Raw genomic sequence first — 20204 nt, 5'->3', positions numbered from 1 at the left:
ACGACATAGGGGTGACGGATCGTGGAGCAGCCCGCGCACGGTGGAGAGCCGGCCGGCGCGGCAGGTGACGCTGCCGAGACGCTCGACCACCCACTGCCGGAAGGCGTACGGCGGCGGGTCGTCGCGCTGGTCGCCGACGCCTTCGGCGGGCTGACCGTCGCGGAGCTGCCCGCACCCCTGAGGCAGTACGCCCGGTTCACCGCGAGCCGGCGCGCCAAGTTCGCCGGGAACGCCATGGCGGCGGCCCTGGAGAGCGACCCGCTGTTCCGGCAGCGGATCGGCGAGCGCTTCAAGCAGGGCCAGCCCGAGCTGGCCGGAGCCGTCGAGACCGGCACCCCGCCCGCCGCGGCCGACCCCGTCGACGTGGCGGCCGCGGCCTATGTGCTGCGCCCGCCGGGCTGGGTCAAGCTGGTGGCCGCCGCGGGCGAGGAGGCCCTGCGCGTCGACGCCGAGCGGGCCGACGAGGCGGGCCGGCGCGAGCTGGAGCGGCTGCGCGAGGAACTCGTCGCCGCCCGGGACCGCTCGCGCGGCGAGACCGAGCAGTTGCGCCACGATCTGGAGGCGGCCCGGAAGGAAGCGGAATCGCTTCACCGCAAGCTGCGCAGCGCCCAGAGCGACGTGAAGCGCGGCGAGGCGGCGCTGCGCCGCGTCCAGAGCGAGATCGACGCCGCGAAGGCGGAGGCGGCCGCCCAGGTGTCGTCCGCCGAGAGCGAGAGCCGGCGGCTCAAGGCCCGGCTCGGCGAGGTCGAGGCCGCCCTGGAGGCGAGCCGCAGGACCGCCCGTGAGGGGCGCTCGGTGGAGGACATGCGGCTGCGGCTGCTGCTCGACACCGTGCTCGACGCCGCCCAGGGGCTGCGTCGCGAACTCGCGCTGCCCCCCGTGTCGGTGCATCCGGCGGACACCGTGGACGCGGTGGAGCCGGGGCGGATGTCCCCGAAGGACATCGCGGCGCGGGCGCTCTCCGAGACCGACCCGGCGCTGCTGGACCAGCTCCTCGCGCTGCCGCAGGCCCATCTGGTCGTCGACGGCTACAACGTCACCAAGACCGGCTATCCCACGATGCCGTTGGAGAAGCAGCGGCTGCGGCTGCTGGGCAGCCTGTCGGCCCTCGCGGCCCGTTCGGGCGCCGAGGTCACCTGTGTCTTCGACGGGGCGGAGCTGGCGGCCCCGGTGCTCCTCGCGCCGCCGCGCGGGGTGCGGGTGCTGTTCTCCAAGCCGGGTGTGACCGCCGACGAGTTGATCCGTCAGCTGGTGCGGGCCGAGCCGCCGGGCCGGCCGGTCGTGGTGGTCTCCACCGACCGCGAGGTGGCCGACGGGGTGGCGAAGGCCGGGGCGCGCCCCGTGGCGTCCGCCTTGTTGCTGAAGCGGCTTTCGCGGCTCTCCTGAGGCATCACCACACATCGCAACTCTTGAGTCTTATGCCCGAATTCTGGAGGGCGGACCGTCAAGTGCCCATCACTGGCTGTGTGGTGCGTGTAAATTAAGTGGTCCGTGGGCGATATTTTTGCCAGTGGGATTTGAACTGATCACAAGTTGGTCACTAGGGTCGGGGCTCGAACCTTCGCGCGGTTGATCACCCATCCGGGGTGGCGGCGGAGGAACCGCCTGCCCCTTACCGGTTGGGCGGCTCTGAGGAAGAAGGAGCTCGCCTTCGTGGCGTCCCACCGTCGACCCAAGCAGCCGAGCCGCATGCGCGTGACCGTACTCACCGCGACCGCGGCCGCCGCCGTAGCGCTCACCGCCCAGACGGGCGCCCAGGCGGCCCCCGCCAAGCCCAAGATCGACGAGGTCAAGTCGAAGGTCGACAAGCTGCATCACGAGGCCGAAGAGGCCATCGAGCAGTACAACCAGGCCGAGGAGCGCCGCGGGAAGCTGCAGCAGGAGGTCGGCAACCTCCAGGACAAGGTGGCCCGCGGTCAGCAGGAGCTCAACACCCTGCGCGACCAGATCGGTTCGGTGGCCAGCGCCCAGTACCGCTCCGGCGGCATCGACCCTGCCCTCCAGCTCTTCCTCTCGGCCGACCCGGACACCTACCTCGACAAGGCGTCCGCGATCGACCAGCTGAGTGCCCAGCAGGCCGACGTCCTCACCTCGATCCAGTCCAAGCAGCGCAGCCTCGCGCAGCAGCGCGCCGAGGCCACGACGAAGCTCGCCGACCTCGAGGACGTCCGCAAGGCCCTCGGCGCCAAGAAGAAGAGCTACCAGAACAAGCTGGCCGACGCGAAGAAGCTCCTGAACACCCTCACCGCGGCCGAGAGGGCCAAGGTGGAGCAGGAGGAGCGGGCGAAGGAGCAGCGCGCCAGCCGCGCCGCCGGCGAGCGGCTCGACCTCGGCAACGAGGCCGCCGCCTCCGGCTTCGGTGCCGCCGCGCTCAGCGCCGCCGCCACCCGGATCGGCATGCCGTACGACCCCGGCGCGGAGGGCCCCGGCTCGTTCGACTGCTCGGGTCTGACCCAGTGGGCCTACGGCAAGGCCGGCGTCGACCTCACCCGCACCACCTACACCCAGCAGAACGACGGCACGAAGATCGGCCGCAGCCAGCTCCGGCCGGGCGACCTGGTCTTCTTCAACGGCCTGTCGCACGTGGGTCTGTACGCGGGCAACAACACGATCCTCCACGCCCCCAAGCCGGGCGCCTACGTCCGCTACGAGTCCATGAACTACATGGGCACGTTCCAGTTCGGAGTCCGCATCGGCGGCTGACCCGCCGCGACGCGACCCGCGCAGCCGTACCGCCCAATCGGGTGGTTCGCCGCGACGCGAGCTGACCTGACGCCCCGCCGGTGACCTGTGATCTCCGGCGGGGCGTCACTTTGTGTGCCCGGTGCCTTCGTTGGACGCGGAGTGATCAGCGGCTACTGTCTGCCGCGCCAGTCAGCGTCGAGCCGAACGGAGCGCGATTCGTGGCGTCCCACCGCCGACCCGTCAGGGTCACCGTCCTCACCGCCGCCGCGGCCACCGCCGCGGCGACCCTCGGGGCCGTCCCCGCGAGCGCCGACCCCGGTGCCGGGTCCGCGGCCACCCGTGCCACGGTGGACCGCCTCTTCGAGGAGGCCGAGAAGGCCACCGAGGGCTACAACCGGGCGGACGAGAAGGCGGACGCGCTGCGCCGGACGGTCTCCCAGGCCCAGGACAGCCTCGCCCGGGGCCAGGAGCGCATCAACCACATGCGGGGCGCGCTCGGTTCGGTCGCCGGCGCCCAGTACCGCTCCGGCGGCATCGACCCCGCCCTCGCCCTGCTGCTCTCCTCCGACCCGGACACCTACCTCGACCGGGCCTCCGCGCTCGACCGGATCACCGCCCGTCAGGGGGCCGCGCTCGGCGAGCTCCGCCGGGAGCAGCGCCGGCTGAGCCAGAAGCGGTCCGAGGCCCGGACGGCCCTGGTCGAGCTGGAGCGCAGCCGGGCCGAGGTCGCCCGCCACAAGCGCGTCGTCGAGGGCAAGCTCGCCGAGGCCCGCCGGGTCCTCGCCGGCCTCACCGCCGAGGAGCGCGCCGACTTCGACCGGGCCTCGCGCTCCGGCGGACGCGCGGAGGAGCTGCCGCCGATGCCCGAGGCCGCCCCGGGTTCCTCGCGGGCCGCCGCCGCGGTGATCGCCGCCCGCAGCGCGGTCGGCAAGCCGTACGTGTGGGGGGCGACCGGACCCTCCGCCTTCGACTGCTCGGGCCTGATGGTCTGGTCGTACGGGAAGGCCGGGATCAGCCTGCCGCGGACCTCCTCCGCGCAGCGGTACGCGGGCCGGCAGGTGCCGCTCTCGCAGGCACAGCCCGGTGACCTCGTCACGTACCGCGGCGACGCCAGCCATGTGGGGATCTACGCCGGGAACGGCCAGGTCATCCACGCCCCCTACCCGGGCGCGCGGGTCCGCTACGACCCGGTGAACATGATGTCCCACGTGACGGTGACCCGGGTCTGAGGCGGATTCCGGCTCGGGCCCGGGAGGGCCCCGGCCGGGTCCGGCCCGGTTCCCAGCCCGCTTCCGGCGGGTCCGGCCCTGGTTCCAGCCCGCTTCCGGCCGGGTCCGGTCCCGGTTCGGGACCGTACCCGAAGCAGTTCCCGCCGATCCGACCGTACGATCGGAGGCGTGGCAGGTCAGGGGTGTGGAGCGCGGAGGCCGGCGACGGCCTGCCTGACGGCCCTGCTGCTCGTGCTCGTGGGGCTCGTCGGCTGCGGTGCGCGCGCCGACCGGCCCGCCGACACGGCCACCCGGGAGATACAGGGGCTCCTCGACCGGCACGCCAGGGCGCTGCTCGACCGCGACCAGCCCGGCTACCTCGCCGCCGTCGACCCCTCGTACGCCCCGACCGCCCTCACCGTCTTCCGGCGGCTCGCGAAGGTTCCCGTCGACGGCTGGACCTACCGGCTCACCGGTGTCGACCGCACGGCCACCGACCGCGTCACCGTCCGCGCCGACCTCGGCTACCGGCTCGCGGGTCACGACAGGCGGCCCGTCACCGGGGCCCGGGTCCTCGATCTGACCGAGCGGGACGGACGCTGGTACATGACCGGTGACCGTCCGGCGCAGGGCGCGCCCCGGCACCTCTGGGAGCAGGGCGACGTGGCGAGCGTCCCGGGCGCCCGCTCGCTCGTCCTCGGCGTCGGCCAGAAGCCCGAGCGGCTCCGGGAGATCGCCGCGGCGGCCGACCGGGCCGTTCCCGTCGTCTCCGCCGCCTGGCCCGACGCGTGGGCCCGTGACGTGGTGGTCCTCGTCCCCGGGTCGCTGGAGGGGATGGGCGAGCTCCTCGGGGCGCCCGGGAACTCCTACCGGGGCATCGCCGCCGTCACCACGGGGGAGACCCGGGGCGGCGCGGACGCCCCCGCGGACCGGGTGATCGTGAACCCGGAGGCGTACGGGGTCCTCGGCGAGTTCGGCCGGCAGCTCGTCCTCACCCACGAGACCGTCCATGTCGCCACCCGCGCCGCCACCACCCCGTCGACCCCGGTCTGGCTCTCCGAGGGCTTCGCCGACTGGGTCGCCTACCGGGACGCCGACCGCACCGCCGTCCAGGCCGCCCCCGAACTGGGCCGCGCGGTCCGTGCGGGTGAGCTCCCGGCCCGGCTCCCGGACGACCCCGACTTCGCCTTCGGTGGGGACGCGGAGGCGCTGGCCAGGGCGTACGAGGGCGGCTGGCTGGCCTGCGAGCTGATCGCGGACCGCTGGGGCGAGGCGAGGCTGACCGACTTCTACCGGGCTGTGGGCGCGCACCCGGGCCGGGAGGGTGCCGTGGAGAAGGCCCTCCAGGAGGTGCTCGACACCACCCCGGAGGAGTTCACCGCCGACTGGCGGGAGTACCTGGGGAAGCGGCTGGCGTAGGGCCTGTGTGTCGGATCGGGCGGATCGGGTGGTCGGGGTCCGGCGGGTGGATCAGGGGCGGATCGGGTGGTCGGGGTCCGGCCGGTGGATCAGGGGCGGGCCGGCGGCTCCCGGCCCTCGAGTTCGGCCAGGGCCTCCGTCAGCCAGGCCTTCTCGGCCGTGCCCGTCGCGCGGGCGATCCGCAGCATGCCCCGGCGGAAGAGGTCCGGCTCCCGCTCGGCGACGACCGGGGTCCCGTCCTCGTAGAAGAAGCTGGCCGGGGTGTTCAGGAACTCCTGACGGCGCCGCAGCACGGCCGCCTGGTCCGCCGGGTCGGGCAGGCGGCCGAGGAAGGAGAGCAGCGTGAAGAAGCGCTGGCCGTCGGTGATCTCGGCGTCCTTGGGGGCGCGCAGCCGGGCGAGCAGCTCCCGGCGCCCGTCGGCGGTGAGCGAGAGGGTCCGGCGCGGGGCCGCGCTCGCGCCCGGTTCCGTACGGCTGTCCACCAGGCCGTTCTTCACCAGGCGGGTGATCGCCGGGTAGAGGGCGCCGTCGCTGACGGGGCGCACATGACCGCTGAGGCCGTGGATGCGCTCCTTCAGCTCGTACCCGTGCAGGGGCTTCTCGTACAGGAAGCCCAGGATCGACAGCTCCAGCACCGGGCGGCCTCCTTCGTGCGCGTCGTCCGTGCTTGTCCTCGGACCGGTCGCCATGTTACCTCTTTTCGATGTGCCTCGAATCGAGGTACATCGAAAAGAGGGGGCTGTCGTCCATGTCCGCGCACCGCCGTACGCTCGTCCGGCTCGCCCGCCCGGTCTATCTCGAACTCCTCGCCGGCGTCGCCGCCGGCGTCATCAACGTCATCTGGGTCGCCCGGCTCGGCGGGGACGCCGTCGCCGCCGTCGCGGTCGCCACCAACGTCGAGAACCTGCTCCTCGGCGTCGTCCTCGTGGCGGGCTCCGGAACCACCGTGCTCGTCGCCCGCGCCCGGGGCGCGGACGACCCGGCCGCCGTCCGCGCCGCCATCCGCGGCGGGGCCGCCCTCGGCGCCCTGCTCGTGCCACCCGTGGCCGTCGGCGGGTACCTGCTGCGCGAACCGCTCGCCGCCCTGCTGCTCGGCGGCCAGGACCACCCCGCCCACGCCCTGGCCACCGCCTACTTCGCCGTCTCGCTCCCCGGCACCGCCGTCTTCTTCGCCGTCAACGTCCTCGACGGGATCCTCAAGGGCGCGGGCGACACCCGCACCCCGATGCGGCTCGCCTTCCTCGCCAACGGGCTGATCCTGGTCCTCGACCCGCTGCTCATCCAGGCGTACGGGGTACGGGGCGCCGCCCTCGCCACCGTCACCGGCCGGGCCGTCGCGCTCGCCGTCGGGCTGCTCGTCCTCCGTCGCAACCCGCTGGTCAGGGCGGCCCGCGCGGTCCGGCCGGCCGAGCGGACGGCCGCCGCCCTGCGCCGCACCGTCGGAACCGGTCTCCCCATGGGCGTCGACTTCGCGGTCCGGATGGCGGGTGCTCTCGCGCTCGTCTCCGTCGTGGCCCGGCTCGGCGTCACCGAGATCGCCGCCTACGGCATCGCCACCAAGGCCATGTACGTCGCGACCATGGCGTTCTACGCCGTCCGGCAGGCCGCCGCCATCCACAGCGCGCATCTGCTCGGGAGCGCGCAGGGGGCGGGGCGAGGACCCGCTCAGGAGCTCGGGCACGCGCCACGCCCCGACGCCGGCCGCGACGAGCGCCGTGCCGTCGGACGCCAGGCCCTGTTGCTCGGGGGCGTCCTCGGCGCGGGTGCCGCCGTGCTGCTGTTCCTCGGCGCGGGACCCGTCATGCGGATCTTCGGCGCCGAACCCGAGGTGGCGGAGGCGGGCGCCCTCTTCCTGCGCTGCCTCGGCCCCCATCTGCTGCTGACGGGCGGGTTCATCGCGCTCGCGGGGGTCTTCGAGGGCACCGGCGGCAGCCCGTACCTCGCCCGGATCACGATCGCGGGCGTCCTCGTCCAGCTGCCGCTCGCCCACGGTCTCTCGGGGCTCGGACTGCCCGGCATCTGCCTGGCCATGGCCCTCGCGACAGCGGCCCAGTGCGCGGGCCTCGGCTTCCTGTACCGCCGCACCCTCGGCGCCGCTCAGGAGCGGCCCGGCCGCGCGGACTCCTCGCACGCGCATCGGCCGCCGGCGGAAGCCGACGGCCGATGTGGATGATCCGGCACCTGCCCTCCCGGGGGCGGTCTCACCTGCCCCCTCGGGGGCGGTCTCACCTGCCCTCCCGGGGGCGGGCTACCGGGAGGTCTTCTCGTCGCCGGCCAGCCTGAGCAGGGTTATGCCGTTCCGCGCCTCGACGACGCGGTATCCAGGGACGTCCGGGTCGGCTGATTCCAAGGCCCTGCCGGTCGGGCACTCCGGGTCGGAGTTGTCGGCGACGTCGTATATCAGCCACTCGGGTCGTTCCCTCGGGGGGAAGGAACGGGGGAACAGGCATATCTCGCTGACGGAGGCCCGGTCGGCGAGCTGGGCGGCCAGGCGGTTCGAGGCGGCCACGGTCGCGCCGTCGGGGATCTTCTCAAGCAGCGCGTCCGACGTCCTGACGTAGGCGGAGTCGCTCCATGTCCGTGGCAGTACGACCTCGTGCAGGGGATGGGTGAAGAGCGTGACGCTCGTGGCCACCGCGCCGACGACGCAGGCGGGCATGACTCTCCGCGCGCTCACGCCGTTCGCGACCGCGTGAACGGCGGCGGCGAAGGCGATGGGCATGAGGACCGCGCTGTAGTGGAAGTCCATCCCCCAGTAGAAGGGGTTCGATCCCGTGAAGCGCCAGGCCAGCGTCGGCAGCGCGACGAGCAGGATCGGCGACCGGAGGGCCAGGAAGCCGGTCGGGGCGACGATCATGAAGAGGGTCAGCCACTTGACCGGAGGCCAGAGGGCTCCGGCGGCCTGCGCCAGCATGCCGACCTCTTCGGCGGTCTCGGGCGGCAGATAGGCGAACTGCCCGAGGGGATTGAAGTACGGAAGGATCACCAGCATCTCCAGCGCCGTCGCGCCGGCCCCGAAGGCGACGACGGCGAGCCCCGTCACCCGCGGCCCCTTCCACGCCACATAGGCGCCGATCGCGGCGACCGTGAGCCCCAGATCCTCCTTGACCAGCACCAGCGGCAGGGACCAGAGGGCGGCCGCGCGCCAGTTCTTCTGACCGGCGGCACAGAGCGAGAGGGACAGGAGAGGCACCGCGAAGGAGACTTCGTGGAAGTCGAAGAAGATGAGTGCGGCAATTCCCCAGGAAGCGCCGTAGGAAATTCCGACCCAATAGGCGAAGTTCTGTCCCCTGGCTTTGTGCGCCCACTTCATCAGGGGAACTATGGAGAACGCCACGAGTGCTGCCTGGCAGACGAGCAGCGTATAGCTGGACGGGAATACCTTGTAAAGGGGTGCAAGGAGCGCGAGGATCGGATGGAAATGATCCCCGAGTGTGTTGTATGCAGGCCCCTTGAGATCGGAGTACGGGGCGGAGAACTCGGCGTAGGACCTCACGATCTGGGTGAAGATGCCCAGGTCGTACCCTGTCGTGAGGTTCGCCGCGTGGCGCCGTGCCGACAGGAGGAGATAGATCAGGAAGAAAGTGCAGGAAACCAGGAGGAGAGACTTCCCCGATATACCCGCCGAGACTTTCGGTACATCCTCCGCGGCGGCCCCTTCGCCGCTCTTCCCGTGCCGCTGAAGCGTGTCGACCGAGAGAATCGAGTTGTTCATGTCAGCAGAAGAACCTAACGGGAAGGCAAAGGTGCCCCAGGGTAGCACCAGTGCGTATCGGTGTTCGGGCCACTACGGCTCAGGCCGAACCGGCCAGAACCTTTTCCCGCTCGGGCCGGCGGGTCTGCCCCGGGATGCGCACGACGCCGGCCTCGGTCACCGTGTGCCGCCACAGGGCGCGGCAGGCGGAGAAGGCGGCGACCACCAGGAGACCGTTGCGCAGGAACAGCACAGCGATCCCCAGGGGATCGCTCTGCGTCACATGGGAGAACCAGACGGGGTACTCGAACTGCGTCACGGCCGTCGCCCACAGCACCAGATGGGCGGGGCGCCGCATGCCGGTCGAGCGGTAGGCGAGACAGACCGCGGCGAGACCGAACAGCCAGATCATGTACTGAGGTGAGATCACCCGGCTCGTCACGGTGAAGAGCAGGACGGCGACGAACGCCGCGTCCGCCGTCGTCGACGAGGAGAACCGGCGCGCCTTGAACCGCCACAGCGCCAGCCATCCGAACGCGGCGATCGTCAGCGCCATCGCCCCGGACGACACCCACGAGACGTAGGGGCCGAGGAACTCCATCGAGCCGTAGTTCATCCGGGCCTCGCCCTCCCAGCCGAAGTGCCGGGCCACGTGGAACACCATCGCCCCCAGGGACTCGACCTCCGTACCCCGCTCGCTCTGGTACGAGAGGAACGCCAGCGACCCCGGCATCCAGGCCACGCAGAGCAGCAGCACCGCAGCCGCCGCGCCGGCCGCCACGGGCCAGGAACGCCAGGTCGCCCCGCCCTTCGGGGTGCCTGCGAGCAGCAGCGCCGGCCACACCTTGAGGACGGCGCCGAAACCGGCGAGCACACCGAGAACGCGCGGGTCGCGGCTGACGGCCAGCAGGGCGGCCACGGCGACGGCCGTCACCATGACGTCGTAGCGGGCGTACGCGGTGGGGCCGAGCAGGGGCACCGCGGCCAGCCAGAGCCACGCGCCCCGCATCGACCGGCCGGCGCGGCGGCCGGTGTGCAGGAGAAGGCCCATGACGAAGGCGTCACAGAGGAGCGCCAGGACGAAGAAGGCCGCCGCGTAGCCGAGGAAGGGCAACAGCACGGGAGAGAGGATCGCGAGGGCGGCGGCCGGCGGGTACTGCCAGGTCACGTCGTCCCGGGGATACTCGCCGGTCCGCAGGACGTCGAACCAGCTCTGGTAGATCTGCTCGACCTCGAGCGTCGCGTCCGGGCCGGGGACCACCACGACCTTGAAGACACACAACAGGAGGATGATCCGGGTCAGGCCCCAGAGGCCCAGCGGGAGGCGGAGACGCGTGCGTGATCCGGTGCCCACTGCGCCCGTCATACCTGTCCTGTTCCTTGTCCTGTCGGCCCGCTGCCGCGGGGGATGGTGGTGCTGGGCGGTGGGTGCGCTCGCGGTACTGTCGGCCACGATGCACAAGACCCTGATCGTAACCAACGACTTCCCGCCGCGTCCGGGCGGAATCCAGGCCTTCCTGCACAACATGGCCCTCCGCCTGGATCCCGACCAGATCGTGGTGTACGCCTCCACCTGGAAGCGCAGCCGCGAAGGGATCGAGGCGACGGCCGCGTTCGACGCCGAACAGCCTTTCACGGTCGTCCGGGATCGCACCACCGTGCTGTTGCCCACACCTCGGGTCACGGCCAGGGCCACCGCGCTCCTGCGCGAGCACGGCTGTGAGTCCGTGTGGTTCGGCGCGGCCGCGCCCCTCGGCCTGATGGCCCCCGCGCTGCGCAGGGCCGGCGCACGGCGAATCGTCGCCACCACGCACGGGCACGAGGCCGGCTGGGCCCAGCTGCCCGCCTCCCGGCAGCTGCTCCGGCGGATCGGCGAGGGCACGGACACCATCACCTACCTCGGCGAGTACACCCGCTCCCGGATCGCGGCCGCCCTCACGCCCGCCGCCGCGGACCGCATGAGGCAGCTGCCGCCGGGCGTCGACGAGAAGACCTTCCACCCCGACTCGGGCGGCGCCGAGGTCCGCGCCCGCCTCGGGCTCAGCGACCGCCCCGTGGTCGTCTGCGTCTCCCGGCTCGTCCCGCGCAAGGGGCAGGACACCCTGATCAGGGCCATGCCGCAGATCCTGCGCCGGGTGCCGGACGCGGTCCTCCTGATCGTCGGCGGCGGCCCGTACGAGAAGGATCTGCACCGCCTCGCCACCGAGACCGGGGTGGCCGGATCCGTACGCTTCACCGGCGCCGTCCCCTGGTCGGAGCTGCCCGCCCACTACGGCGCCGGCGACGTCTTCGCCATGCCCTGCCGCACCCGGCGCGGCGGCCTCGACGTCGAGGGCCTCGGCATCGTCTACCTGGAGGCCTCCGCGACCGGCCTTCCCGTCGTCGCGGGCGACTCGGGCGGCGCCCCCGACGCGGTCCTCGACGGCGAGACCGGCTGGGTCGTCCGCGGTGAGTCCGCCGAGGACACCGCCGACCGCGTCAGCACCCTCCTCCTCGACCCCGAGCTCCGCGCCCGCATGGGCGAGCGGGGCCGCGCCTGGGTCGAGGAGAAATGGCGCTGGGACCTGCTCGCGGAGCGTCTCAAGGAGCTTCTGTAGCGAGCGTCCGGGTGTGACGGAGGAAACGGCCGGAGGCCCGGGGCGACATCGCCCCGGGCCTCCGGCCGTACGTACGAGGGACCGCATCAGGCCCGGTAGATCGCCTCGATCTCGTCCGCGAAGTCCTTCGCCACCACGTTCCGCTTCAGCTTCAGGGACGGGGTGATGTGGCCCGCCTCCTCCGTGAACTGCGCCGGGAGGATGCGGAACTTGCGCACCGACTCCGCCTTGGAGACCGCCGCGTTGCCGTCGTCGATCGCGCGCTGGACCTCCGCCACCAGGTCCGCGTCGTCCCGGAGGGTGACCGCCGTCGAGCCCGCCGGCTTGCCGTGCTCCGAGGCCCAGCGGCCCAGGAACTCCTCGTCGATCGTGACCAGCGCGCCCACGAACGGGCGGCCGTCGCCGACCACCATGCACTCCGCGACCAGCGCGTGCGCCCGGATCCGGTCCTCGATGACCGCCGGGGCGACGTTCTTGCCGCCCGCCGTCACCAGGATCTCCTTCTTCCGGCCGGTGATCGCGAGGTAGCCGTCCTCGTCGAGGGTGCCGATGTCGCCCGTGTGGAACCAGCCGTCCGCCAGCGCCTCGGCCGTCGCCGCCTCGTTGTTCCAGTACCGCGAGAAGATGTGCTCGCCGTGCAGCAGCACCTCGCCGTCGTCGGCGATCCGCACCACCGAACCCGGCAGCGGCTGACCGACCGTGCCGATCTTCTGCCGGTCCCAGGGGTTGAACGCCGTCGCCGCGCACGACTCCGTCAGGCCGTAGCCCTCCAGCACCGTGAAGCCGATGCCCCGGAAGAAGTGGCCCAGCCGCTCACCCAGCGGCGCGCCGCCCGAGATCGCGTACTCGCCGCGGCCGCCGAGCACCGCCCGCAGCTTGCTGAAGACCAGCTTGTCGAAGATCTTGTGCTTCAGCCTGAGGCCGAAGGACGGGCCCTGCGGGGTGCTCAGCGCCCTGCTGTACGCGATGGCCGTGTGCGCGGCCTTGTCGAAGATCTTGCCCTTGCCGTCGGCCTGAGCCTTGGCCCGCGCCGAGTTGTAGACCTTCTCGAAGACCCGGGGCACGCCCAGGATCAGCGTCGGCCGGAACGAGGCCAGCTCGTCCGTGAGGTTCTTGATGTCGGGGACGCAGCCGAGACGGATCGGCGCCATCACGGACGCGATCTCGACGAGGCGCCCGAAGACGTGCGCGGCCGGCAGGAACAGCAGCACCGAACACTCGCCGGTACGGAACAGCGGCTTCAGCCGCGCCACCACGTTGCCGCACTCGGCGAAGAAGGCCCGGTGGGTCAGGACGCAGCCCTTGGGGCGGCCCGTGGTGCCCGAGGTGTAGACGATCGTCGCCGGGTCGTCCGCGTTCGCCGCCGACATGCGCTCGTCGAGCAGCTCGTCGGACACGTCGAGCCCGGTCGCGGTCAGCTGCGCGACCGCGTCGTCCTCGATCTGCCAGATGCCCTTCAGTTCCGGCAGGTCCGCCCGTACGGACTCCACCGACTCCTGGTGCGCACCGCTCTCGACGAGCACCAGGGTCGCGCCCGAGTCGCCGAGGATCCACTGGATCTGCTCCGGCGAGCTGGTCTCGTACACGGGGACGGTCACGCCGCCCGCACTCCAGATCGCGAAGTCGAGGAGGACCCACTCGTATCGCGTACGGGAGAGCAGTGCGACCCGGTCGCCCGGCTCGACACCGGCCGCGATCAGGCCCTTGGCGGCCCCGCGGACCTCCGCGAGGAACTGCGTCGCGGTCACATCCGTCCACACACCGTCGACCTTGCGGCCCATGACGGCGACGTCTGGGTGCTGGGAGGCGTTGCGGCGGATGAGATCCGTCAGGTTGCCGTCCGCGGGGACCTCGTACAGGGCCGGAAGGCTGAACTCGCGCAAGACTGCTGCTCCTCATCGGGCGCCGGCGCCACGGCTCTGTGTGATGCACCGGTGAAGTCCAAGAACTGGCGGGTGCTCCGTGGGGGAGAGCACGACTGGACTGCCCGGACGTTACCCATCAGTACATGGTTCCGGATAGGGGGTTCCGGCCAGATGTTCCGTGCGTCACACATGTGTGGCGGTGCTCTCCGCACAGTAATCCACAGGTTTCCAGACTCGGAAGTAACCGCAGGTGACACCCCCTAAGGTGGGCCCATGCGAGTCCATGTGGTCAGTGACGTGCACGGCAACGCCGGAGACCTCGCCAGGGCGGGGGACGGGGCCGACGCCCTGATATGCCTGGGGGACCTGGTCCTCTTCCTCGACTACGCCGACCACAGCCGCGGGATCTTCCCCGACCTCTTCGGCGTCGAGAACGCCGACCGGCTGGTCGAGCTGCGCACTGCCCGACGCTTCGACGAGGCCCGTGACCTGGGACGTCGCCTCTGGGCCGAGCTCGACGTCGACCGCGAGACCGCGATCGAGGGCGCGGTCCGCCGCCAGTACGCCGAACTCTTCGCCGCCTTCCCCACCCCGACGTACGCCACCTACGGCAACGTCGACATCCCCCGCTTCTGGCCCGAATTCGCCCGGCCCGGGACGACCGTCCTCGACGGCGAGCGGGTCGAGGTCGGCGGCCTCGTCTTCGGCTTCGTCGGCGGCGGTCTGCGCACCCCCATGCGCACGCCGTACGAGATCTCCGACGAGGAGTACGCGGCGAAGGTCGAGGCGCTCGGCGAGGTCGACGTGCTCTGCTCCCACATCCCGCCCGACGTGCCGGACCTGACGTACGACACCGTCGCCCGCCGCTTCGAGCGCGGCAGCCGCGCCCTGCTCGACGCCATCCGGCGCACCAGGCCCCGCTACGCCCTGTTCGGCCACGTCCACCAGCCGCTGGCCCGGCGGATGCGGATCGCGTCGACCGAGTGCGTGAACGTCGGCCACTTCGCCTCGACGGGCAGGCCCTTCGCCCTGGAGTGGTGACGGGCCCCGCGTCACAGCGCGATAGCCTTCCGTCGGCACGCTTGTGCCCCTTTTACTTCCGCCGGACCGCACAGTGGAGGAGCCACCACGATGGCCGAACACACCAGCTCGAGCATCACCATCGAGGCGGCACCGGCCGACGTCATGGGCGTGATCGCCGACTTCGCCCGCTACCCCGAGTGGACGGGCGAGGTGAAGGAGGCCGAGGTCCTGGAGACCGACGAGGCCGGCCGCGCCGAGAAGGTGCGGCTGCTCCTCGACGCCGGCGCGATCAAGGACGACCACACCCTCGCGTACACCTGGACCGGAGGCGACGAGGTCAGCTGGACGCTGGTCAAGTCCCAGATGCTGCGGTCCCTCGACGGGTCGTACCGGCTGGCGGCGGTGGGCGGCGGTGACCGCACGGAGGTCACGTACCAGCTGACGGTCGACGTGAAGATCCCGATGCTCGGCATGATCAAGCGCAAGGCGGAGAAGGTCATCATCGACCGGGCGCTCGCGGGCCTGAAGAAGCGCGTCGAATCCGGCGCGTGAGCCCCGCAGGGGGCCGGTCACGTCCTCCCGTCCGAGCGTCGGGAGGGCGCGGGTAACGTCCTCCGCATGCGGATCATCCTTGTCACCGGGTCCGGCGGCGCCGGTCGCACCACCGTCGCCGCCGCGACCGCCCTCGCCGAGGCGCGGGCGGGCCGCCGGGTCCTGCTCGTCTCCGAGGACGTCGAGCCGCTGCCGGCCCAGGACGGACTCCGCGTCCTGCGCCCCCGGCCGGCGGGTGACTTCCGCCGTGAGTTCCTCGCCCTCCAGGCCCGCTCATCCACCGCCCTCGACCTGCTGGGCGCCGCGCCCTTCGAGGACGCCGAGCTCACCGAACTCCCCGGCAGCCGCCAGTTCGCCCTGCTGCGCGCCCTGCGCGACGCCGCCGAGGGCGACCACGAGCTCGCCGTGGTCGACCTGCCGCCGCTCGCCGAGGCCCTCGCCCTCCTCGCCCTGCCCGAGCAGCTCCGCCGCTATCTGCGCCGCCTCCTGCCGCCGGAACGGCAGGCCGCCCGCGCCCTGCGCCCGATGCTCGCCCAGCTCGCCGGGGTCCCGATGCCCGCGCAGTGGCTGTACGAGACCACCGGGCGCTGGGAGACCGAGCTGGCCGCCGTCCAGGCCGTCGTCGACGCCCCCACCACCAGCGTCCGGCTGGTCCTCGAACCCGGCCCCCCCGCCGTCCGCGCCCTGCGCACCGCCCGGCTCGGCCTCGCCCTCCAGCGCCTCGCCCTCGACTCCGTCGTCGCCAACCGGCTGCTGCCCGCCGAGTCCGAGGACCCCTGGCTCACCGGACTCACCACCCGGCAGCACCGGCACCTCGCGGAGCTCCGTACCGCCTTCGACGTGGTCGACGTGCTACCGCACCTCGGCCGGGACCCCCGCGGACCCGAGGACCTCGTGCTGCTCGCGCCCGCCCGGCGCCCGGCGGCCGTCCCCGACCCCGTACCGGCGTGGTCCGTCGAGGACCGCCGGGAGGAGGACGGCGTCCTGGTGTGGCACATCGGCCTCCCCGGGGCCGTCAAGGAGGATCTGTCCCTCGTCCGCAGGGGTGACGAACTGCTCCTGACCGTCGGCGCCTTCCGCCGCAACGTGCCCCTGCCGGCCGCCCTGCGCCGCTGCACCGTCACTGGCGCGGGACTCGTCGAGGGGGACCTCCGGGTGCGCTTCACCCCCGACCCCGGTCTCTGGCCCCGTACCCCCTGAGGGGGCGTGTACCGTCGAAGTACCAGCCAGTGAGGAGTACGCCATGAGCGATTCGGACGCCTGGGCCAAGGCGTGCGCCGAGGACCTGGAGGCGGAGAAGGCCCGCCGTCGGGCGCAGCGCGGGGCGGACACCGGCTCCGCCGCCGACGAGTTCCGCAAGCTCTTCGAGGCCGTCGCCGACAAGGTCTCCGGGGGCCTCGGGAACCCGCTGCTCGCCGGCCAGGCCGCGCAGACCGTGCAGCAGCTCGTCAACCAGGCGAAGTCGGTCGTCGAGCCCGTCATCGAGCGCAACCCGCAGGTCTTCGACCACCTCGCCGCCGCCGGGAACGAACTGCTCGCCGCCTACCGCTCCGCCGTCGAGTCCCACGAGACCCGGTGGACGCGCGACGAGAAGGTGACCCCCGACGACCCGCGCGACCCGCGCCGGGACGCGGACGGGGCGGGGGGCAAGGCGGACAAGGGCACCGACGGCGACGCCGGTGCGGAGGACCGCAAGGACGACGAGGGGCCGGGAACCGGCCAGCACATCGACCTCGACTGATCGGGACGCCCGTCCCCCTCGGGTACGGTGGGCCTTAGCGGGGCTCGACCGAAAACTGAGGGACACATGGGACTCACCATCGGCGTCGACATCGGCGGCACGAAGATCGCGGCCGGCGTGGTCGACGAGGAGGGCAACATCCTCGACACGCACAAGGTGCCCACCCCGCCGACCCCCGAAGGCATCGTCGACGCGATCTGCGCGGCCGTGTCCGAGGCCGGCAAGGGCCACACGATCGAGGCCGTCGGCATCGGTGCCGCGGGCTACGTCGACGACAAGCGCGCCACCGTCCTCTTCGCGCCGAACATCGACTGGCGGCACGAGCCGCTCAAGGACAAGGTCGAGCAGCGGGTCGGCCTGCCCGTCGTCGTCGAGAACGACGCCAACGCGGCGGCCTGGGGCGAGTACAAGTTCGGCGCCGGCCAGGGCCACGAGGACGTCATCTGCATCACCCTCGGCACCGGCCTCGGCGGCGGCATCATCATCGGCAACAAGCTGCGCCGCGGACGCTTCGGCGTGGCCGCCGAGTTCGGTCACATCCGGGTCGTCCCGGACGGTCTGCTGTGCGGCTGCGGCAGCCAGGGCTGCTGGGAGCAGTACGCCTCCGGGCGCGCGCTCGTCCGCTACGCCAAGCAGCGCGCCAACGCCACCCCCGAGCGGGCCGAGGTCCTCCTCGGGCTCGGCGACGGCACCCCCGAGGGCATCGAGGGCCGGCACGTCAGCCAGGCCGCCCGCGCCGGCGACCCGGTCGCCGTCGACTCCTTCCGCGAACTGGCCCGCTGGGCCGGTGCCGGCCTCGCGGACCTGGCCTCGCTGTTCGACCCCTCGGCGTTCATCGTCGGCGGCGGTGTCTCGGACGAGGGCGATCTGGTCCTCGACCCGATCCGGAAGTCCTTCCGGCGCTGGCTGATCGGCGGCCAGTGGCGCCCGCACGCGCAGGTCCTCGCGGCCCGGCTCGGCAACAAGGCCGGTCTGGTCGGCGCGGCGGACCTCGCCCGCCAGGGCTGAGCGGTCCCTCGTACGGCAACCGCCCGTCGCGTCCCTGTGGACGCGGCGGGCGGTTGTCGTACGTTACGTGTCATGGCGATCAGTGAGCTGCCCAACTCCCGCACCGAGGAGGACGGTTCGGCCGTCCTCCGGGTCCTCAGCTACAACGTGCGCTCGATGCGCGACGACGAGGACGCCCTCGCCCGGGTCATCCGGGCCTGCGACCCGGACCTCGTCTTCGTCCAGGAGGCCCCGCGCTTCTTCCGCTGGCGCAAACACGCCGCCCGGCTCGCGGCCAAGAGCGAGCTCGTCATGCTGAGCGGCGGTGCCACCGCGGCCGGACCGATGCTGCTCTGCTCCCTGCGGGCCACGGTGGAACGCACCGAGGACGTCCTGCTGCCGCTCACCCCGGGCCTGCACCGGCGCGGTCTCGCGACCGCCGTCGTCCGCTTCGCCGGGGCCCGGGTCGGTCTCATCAGCTGCCATCTGAGCCTGCGGAGGGACGAGCGGTACGCCCAGGCCGGGATGGTCCTCGACCGGGTCGCCGCCCTGGGGACCCCGTACACCCTGGTCGCCGGGGACCTCAACGAGCGGCCCGACGGGCCCGCCTTCCGGCGGCTGGCGAAGGAGCTCCGGGACGGCTGGGAGGTCAGCCCCTGGGGAGGCGCGTACACCTCGACCCCCGCCGATCCGCACCAGCGGATCGACGCGATCCTCGCCACCCCGGGGGTCGAGTTCCTCGGCTGCGGGGTGCCGACGGAGCTCGACCCGGCGGATCTGCGGGCCGCCACCGATCACCTTCCGGTGCTGGCGGCGGTGCGGGTGCCCGCGGCGCCCTGAGGCCCGCACCGCCGTCGGCCGGGGGAAAGGCGTCCTGACGCCGGACGGGGTCCGGCGTCAGGACGGTCAGACGACCGCGCCGCGGCCCGGGTCGTCGAAGCCGTCGTCATCGTCGTCGTGCTTCATACGGCCCACCAGGGTCGCGAAGCCGCCGAGGAAGCCGCCGATGCACAGCGTGGTCAGCCACCAGGTCATGTCCCAGCTGAGCAGCACGGCGACCAGCATCAGCACCGGGCCGCCGACCACGGCCAGCCAGGCGAACCTGGTCGTCACGTCCGCCTCGGGCAGCGGGGGCGGCTCCGGCGGTACGAAATGGCCCTCGTCGGAGCCGCCGGGCGCGTCGTCCGCTTCGGCGGGGGAGTAGTCGCGGGGGCCGGCGGGGCGGACGCCGGGCGCGAAGACGACGGAGCTGCCGAGCGCGGGCCGCTCGGGACCCGCCTCGGGCTCCTCCTCCGCCCCGGGCTCCTCGTCGGCGCCGGCCTCCGGCGACGTCCCGCCGGTCGTCGGCCTCGGCTTCCAGGGCGTGCCCTTCCCGGCGGAAGGCGCCGGCTTCACCGGCCGGACCTCTCCGGCGCCCTCGTCCTCGTCGCCGTCGGCCTCCGGCTCCGGGAGCGACAGGTTCTCGACGGTCCGGTACGGCTTCGCACCCGGCGGGTCCGCCGGCTCATCGCCGTACCCCGCGACGATCGCGGCCCAGGCCGCCTCCTCGTCGATGGGCTGCGGCTCCCGCCCGCCGCCGTCCTGCTCCTCAGCCACCGCTCCTGCTCCCCTGTTCGTCGACCAGACCCGGCGCGAGACGCTCGACGAAGGCCAGGCTCTCGTCGAAGATCCGCTCCGCGTCATGGTCCAACGTCGCCACGTGGTAGCTCTGTTCCAGCAGGATCTCCTTGACGTCCGTCGAGGAGATCCGGGAGAGGATCCGGGCCGAGTCGACGGGCGGCACGACATGGTCCTGGGGGCTGTGGAGCAACACCACCGGCTGTGTGACCTGCGGAAGCTCCGCGTCCACGGTCTGGAAGAACCGGCGCAGGGAGTGCGCCGCGTGCAGCGGCACCCGGTCGTAGCCGACCTCGGTGACGCCCTCCTTGGCGATGTCGCTGGCGATGCCCTTGGTCGAGGGGACCAGATGACGGGCGACCGGCAGCGCGTACGCCGCCAGGCCGTGCACCTTGTTGCCCGGGTTGACCAGGACGATGCCCTTCACGGCGTCCCCGTGCCGCGCGGCGAGCCGCAGGGTCAGCGCCCCGCCCATGGAGAGGCCGAAGACGAAGACGGTCGCGCACCGCTCCAGGAGCTCGCTCAGCGCCCGGTCGACCTCGGCGTACCAGTCGTGCCATGTGGTGAGCTGCATGTCCTGCCAGCGGGTGCCGTGGCCGGGCAGCAGCGGCAGTGACACCGTCAGACCGCGCGCGGCCAGATACTCGGCCCACGGGCGCAGCGACTGCGGGGAACCGGTGAATCCGTGACAGAGAAGGACGCCGACCTCTCCGCCTTCATGGCGGTACGGCTCGGCTCCGGGAAGGACCGGCACCGGGGTCTCCTGTTCGCTCGACTTCGCGTTCGCCTTCGGGTGCGCCCTGGGTGCGCCGAAGC

At 72.7% G+C, this 20204-nt stretch carries 18 protein-coding genes; 12 read left to right on the top strand and 6 right to left on the bottom strand.

Features of this window, described 5'->3' with window-relative positions:
* The first annotated feature begins 21 nt into the window (after positions 1-21).
* The 4 genes from E0F75_RS30040 (at position 22) to E0F75_RS30025 (ending at position 5312) form a co-directional block, all read left to right on the top strand.
* A complete protein-coding gene (locus tag E0F75_RS30040) occupies positions 22-1386 on the top strand; it encodes an NYN domain-containing protein (RefSeq protein ID WP_229314099.1) in 1365 nt (454 codons plus the stop codon).
* A gap of 267 nt (positions 1387-1653) precedes the next feature.
* The gene (locus E0F75_RS30035) at positions 1654-2703 is read left to right on the top strand and encodes a C40 family peptidase (RefSeq protein ID WP_229314098.1); all 1050 of its coding nucleotides are present in this window, start codon (positions 1654-1656) and stop codon (positions 2701-2703) included.
* A 200-nt stretch (positions 2704-2903) separates the two neighbouring features.
* Positions 2904-3914 carry an NlpC/P60 family protein gene (locus E0F75_RS30030; protein WP_229314097.1) on the top strand — a complete coding sequence of 337 codons (1011 nt, stop codon included), beginning with the start codon at positions 2904-2906 and terminating at the stop codon, positions 3912-3914.
* 168 nt (positions 3915-4082) lie between these two features.
* On the top strand, positions 4083-5312 hold the full coding sequence (locus E0F75_RS30025) for a hypothetical protein (protein ID WP_229314096.1): 1230 nt from the start codon (positions 4083-4085) through the stop codon (positions 5310-5312).
* Positions 5313-5401: 89 nt separating this feature from the next.
* Here E0F75_RS30025 and E0F75_RS30020 read toward each other — a convergent pair whose 3' ends face one another.
* Entirely contained in the window at positions 5402-5947 is a 546-nt protein-coding gene (locus E0F75_RS30020) for a PadR family transcriptional regulator (protein ID WP_229314191.1), read from the bottom strand.
* A gap of 113 nt (positions 5948-6060) precedes the next feature.
* Between E0F75_RS30020 and E0F75_RS30015 the strand changes: the two genes are divergently transcribed.
* Positions 6061-7485: an MATE family efflux transporter gene (locus E0F75_RS30015; protein WP_229314095.1), complete on the top strand. Its 1425-nt coding sequence runs from the start codon at positions 6061-6063 to the stop codon at positions 7483-7485.
* 75 nt (positions 7486-7560) lie between these two features.
* Here the strand turns inward: E0F75_RS30015 and E0F75_RS30010 are convergent, their stop codons facing one another.
* Positions 7561-9027 (bottom strand): DUF2079 domain-containing protein, encoded by a 1467-nt coding sequence (locus E0F75_RS30010; RefSeq protein ID WP_229314094.1) that lies wholly within the window; start codon positions 9025-9027, stop codon positions 7561-7563.
* A gap of 79 nt (positions 9028-9106) precedes the next feature.
* Entirely contained in the window at positions 9107-10372 is a 1266-nt protein-coding gene (locus tag E0F75_RS30005; protein WP_229314093.1) for a glycosyltransferase family 87 protein, read from the bottom strand.
* Positions 10373-10460: 88 nt separating this feature from the next.
* Between E0F75_RS30005 and E0F75_RS30000 the strand changes: the two genes are divergently transcribed.
* The gene (locus tag E0F75_RS30000; protein ID WP_229314092.1) at positions 10461-11603 is read left to right on the top strand and encodes a glycosyltransferase family 4 protein; all 1143 of its coding nucleotides are present in this window, start codon (positions 10461-10463) and stop codon (positions 11601-11603) included.
* Between the two features lie 86 nt (positions 11604-11689).
* Here the strand turns inward: E0F75_RS30000 and E0F75_RS29995 are convergent, their stop codons facing one another.
* A complete protein-coding gene (locus E0F75_RS29995) occupies positions 11690-13486 on the bottom strand; it encodes a long-chain fatty acid--CoA ligase (RefSeq protein ID WP_229314091.1) in 1797 nt (598 codons plus the stop codon).
* A 255-nt stretch (positions 13487-13741) separates the two neighbouring features.
* On the opposite strand from E0F75_RS29995, the gene E0F75_RS29990 reads away from it, so the two are divergent.
* The 6 genes from E0F75_RS29990 (at position 13742) to E0F75_RS29965 (ending at position 18611) form a co-directional block, all read left to right on the top strand.
* On the top strand, positions 13742-14509 hold the full coding sequence (locus E0F75_RS29990; protein ID WP_229314090.1) for a metallophosphoesterase: 768 nt from the start codon (positions 13742-13744) through the stop codon (positions 14507-14509).
* A 90-nt stretch (positions 14510-14599) separates the two neighbouring features.
* Positions 14600-15043 carry an SRPBCC family protein gene (locus tag E0F75_RS29985; protein WP_229314089.1) on the top strand — a complete coding sequence of 148 codons (444 nt, stop codon included), beginning with the start codon at positions 14600-14602 and terminating at the stop codon, positions 15041-15043.
* Between the two features lie 66 nt (positions 15044-15109).
* Positions 15110-16243, top strand: a complete 1134-nt coding sequence (locus tag E0F75_RS29980) for an ArsA-related P-loop ATPase (protein ID WP_229314088.1) — start codon at positions 15110-15112, stop codon at positions 16241-16243.
* Between the two features lie 43 nt (positions 16244-16286).
* The gene (locus tag E0F75_RS29975; RefSeq protein ID WP_229314087.1) at positions 16287-16784 is read left to right on the top strand and encodes a DUF5304 domain-containing protein; all 498 of its coding nucleotides are present in this window, start codon (positions 16287-16289) and stop codon (positions 16782-16784) included.
* 66 nt (positions 16785-16850) lie between these two features.
* Positions 16851-17792 (top strand): ROK family glucokinase, encoded by a 942-nt coding sequence (locus E0F75_RS29970; protein ID WP_229314086.1) that lies wholly within the window; start codon positions 16851-16853, stop codon positions 17790-17792.
* Positions 17793-17864: 72 nt separating this feature from the next.
* The gene (locus E0F75_RS29965) at positions 17865-18611 is read left to right on the top strand and encodes an endonuclease/exonuclease/phosphatase family protein (protein WP_229314085.1); all 747 of its coding nucleotides are present in this window, start codon (positions 17865-17867) and stop codon (positions 18609-18611) included.
* 66 nt (positions 18612-18677) lie between these two features.
* Here the strand turns inward: E0F75_RS29965 and E0F75_RS29960 are convergent, their stop codons facing one another.
* Complete coding sequence (locus tag E0F75_RS29960) at positions 18678-19367, bottom strand: hypothetical protein (RefSeq protein WP_229314084.1); 690 nt, start codon at positions 19365-19367, stop codon at positions 18678-18680.
* Entirely contained in the window at positions 19360-20142 is a 783-nt protein-coding gene (locus E0F75_RS29955; RefSeq protein ID WP_229314083.1) for a carboxylesterase, read from the bottom strand. Before E0F75_RS29955 ends, E0F75_RS29960 begins: the two co-directional genes overlap by 8 nt.
* Positions 20143-20204 lie beyond the last annotated feature (62 nt).

Origin of the sequence: Streptomyces sp. CB02980 (assembly GCF_014451325.2) — a bacterium.
Lineage (GTDB): Bacteria > Actinomycetota > Actinomycetes > Streptomycetales > Streptomycetaceae > Streptomyces.
This window is presented reverse-complemented; position numbering and strand designations above follow the sequence as displayed.

Bases quoted from the DNA above. Each gene is read 5' to 3' on its own strand.
- E0F75_RS30015 (WP_229314095.1), top strand. From the start codon at position 6,061: ATGTCCGCGCACCGCCGTACGCTCGTCCGGCTCGCCCGCCCGGTCTAT.
- E0F75_RS30010 (WP_229314094.1), bottom strand. From the start codon at position 9,027: ATGAACAACTCGATTCTCTCGGTCGACACGCTTCAGCGGCACGGGAAG.
- E0F75_RS30005 (WP_229314093.1), bottom strand. From the start codon at position 10,372: ATGACGGGCGCAGTGGGCACCGGATCACGCACGCGTCTCCGCCTCCCG.
- E0F75_RS30000 (WP_229314092.1), top strand. From the start codon at position 10,461: ATGCACAAGACCCTGATCGTAACCAACGACTTCCCGCCGCGTCCGGGC.
- E0F75_RS29990 (WP_229314090.1), top strand. From the start codon at position 13,742: ATGCGAGTCCATGTGGTCAGTGACGTGCACGGCAACGCCGGAGACCTC.
- E0F75_RS29985 (WP_229314089.1), top strand. From the start codon at position 14,600: ATGGCCGAACACACCAGCTCGAGCATCACCATCGAGGCGGCACCGGCC.
- E0F75_RS29980 (WP_229314088.1), top strand. From the start codon at position 15,110: ATGCGGATCATCCTTGTCACCGGGTCCGGCGGCGCCGGTCGCACCACC.
- E0F75_RS29975 (WP_229314087.1), top strand. From the start codon at position 16,287: ATGAGCGATTCGGACGCCTGGGCCAAGGCGTGCGCCGAGGACCTGGAG.
- E0F75_RS29970 (WP_229314086.1), top strand. From the start codon at position 16,851: ATGGGACTCACCATCGGCGTCGACATCGGCGGCACGAAGATCGCGGCC.
- E0F75_RS29965 (WP_229314085.1), top strand. From the start codon at position 17,865: ATGGCGATCAGTGAGCTGCCCAACTCCCGCACCGAGGAGGACGGTTCG.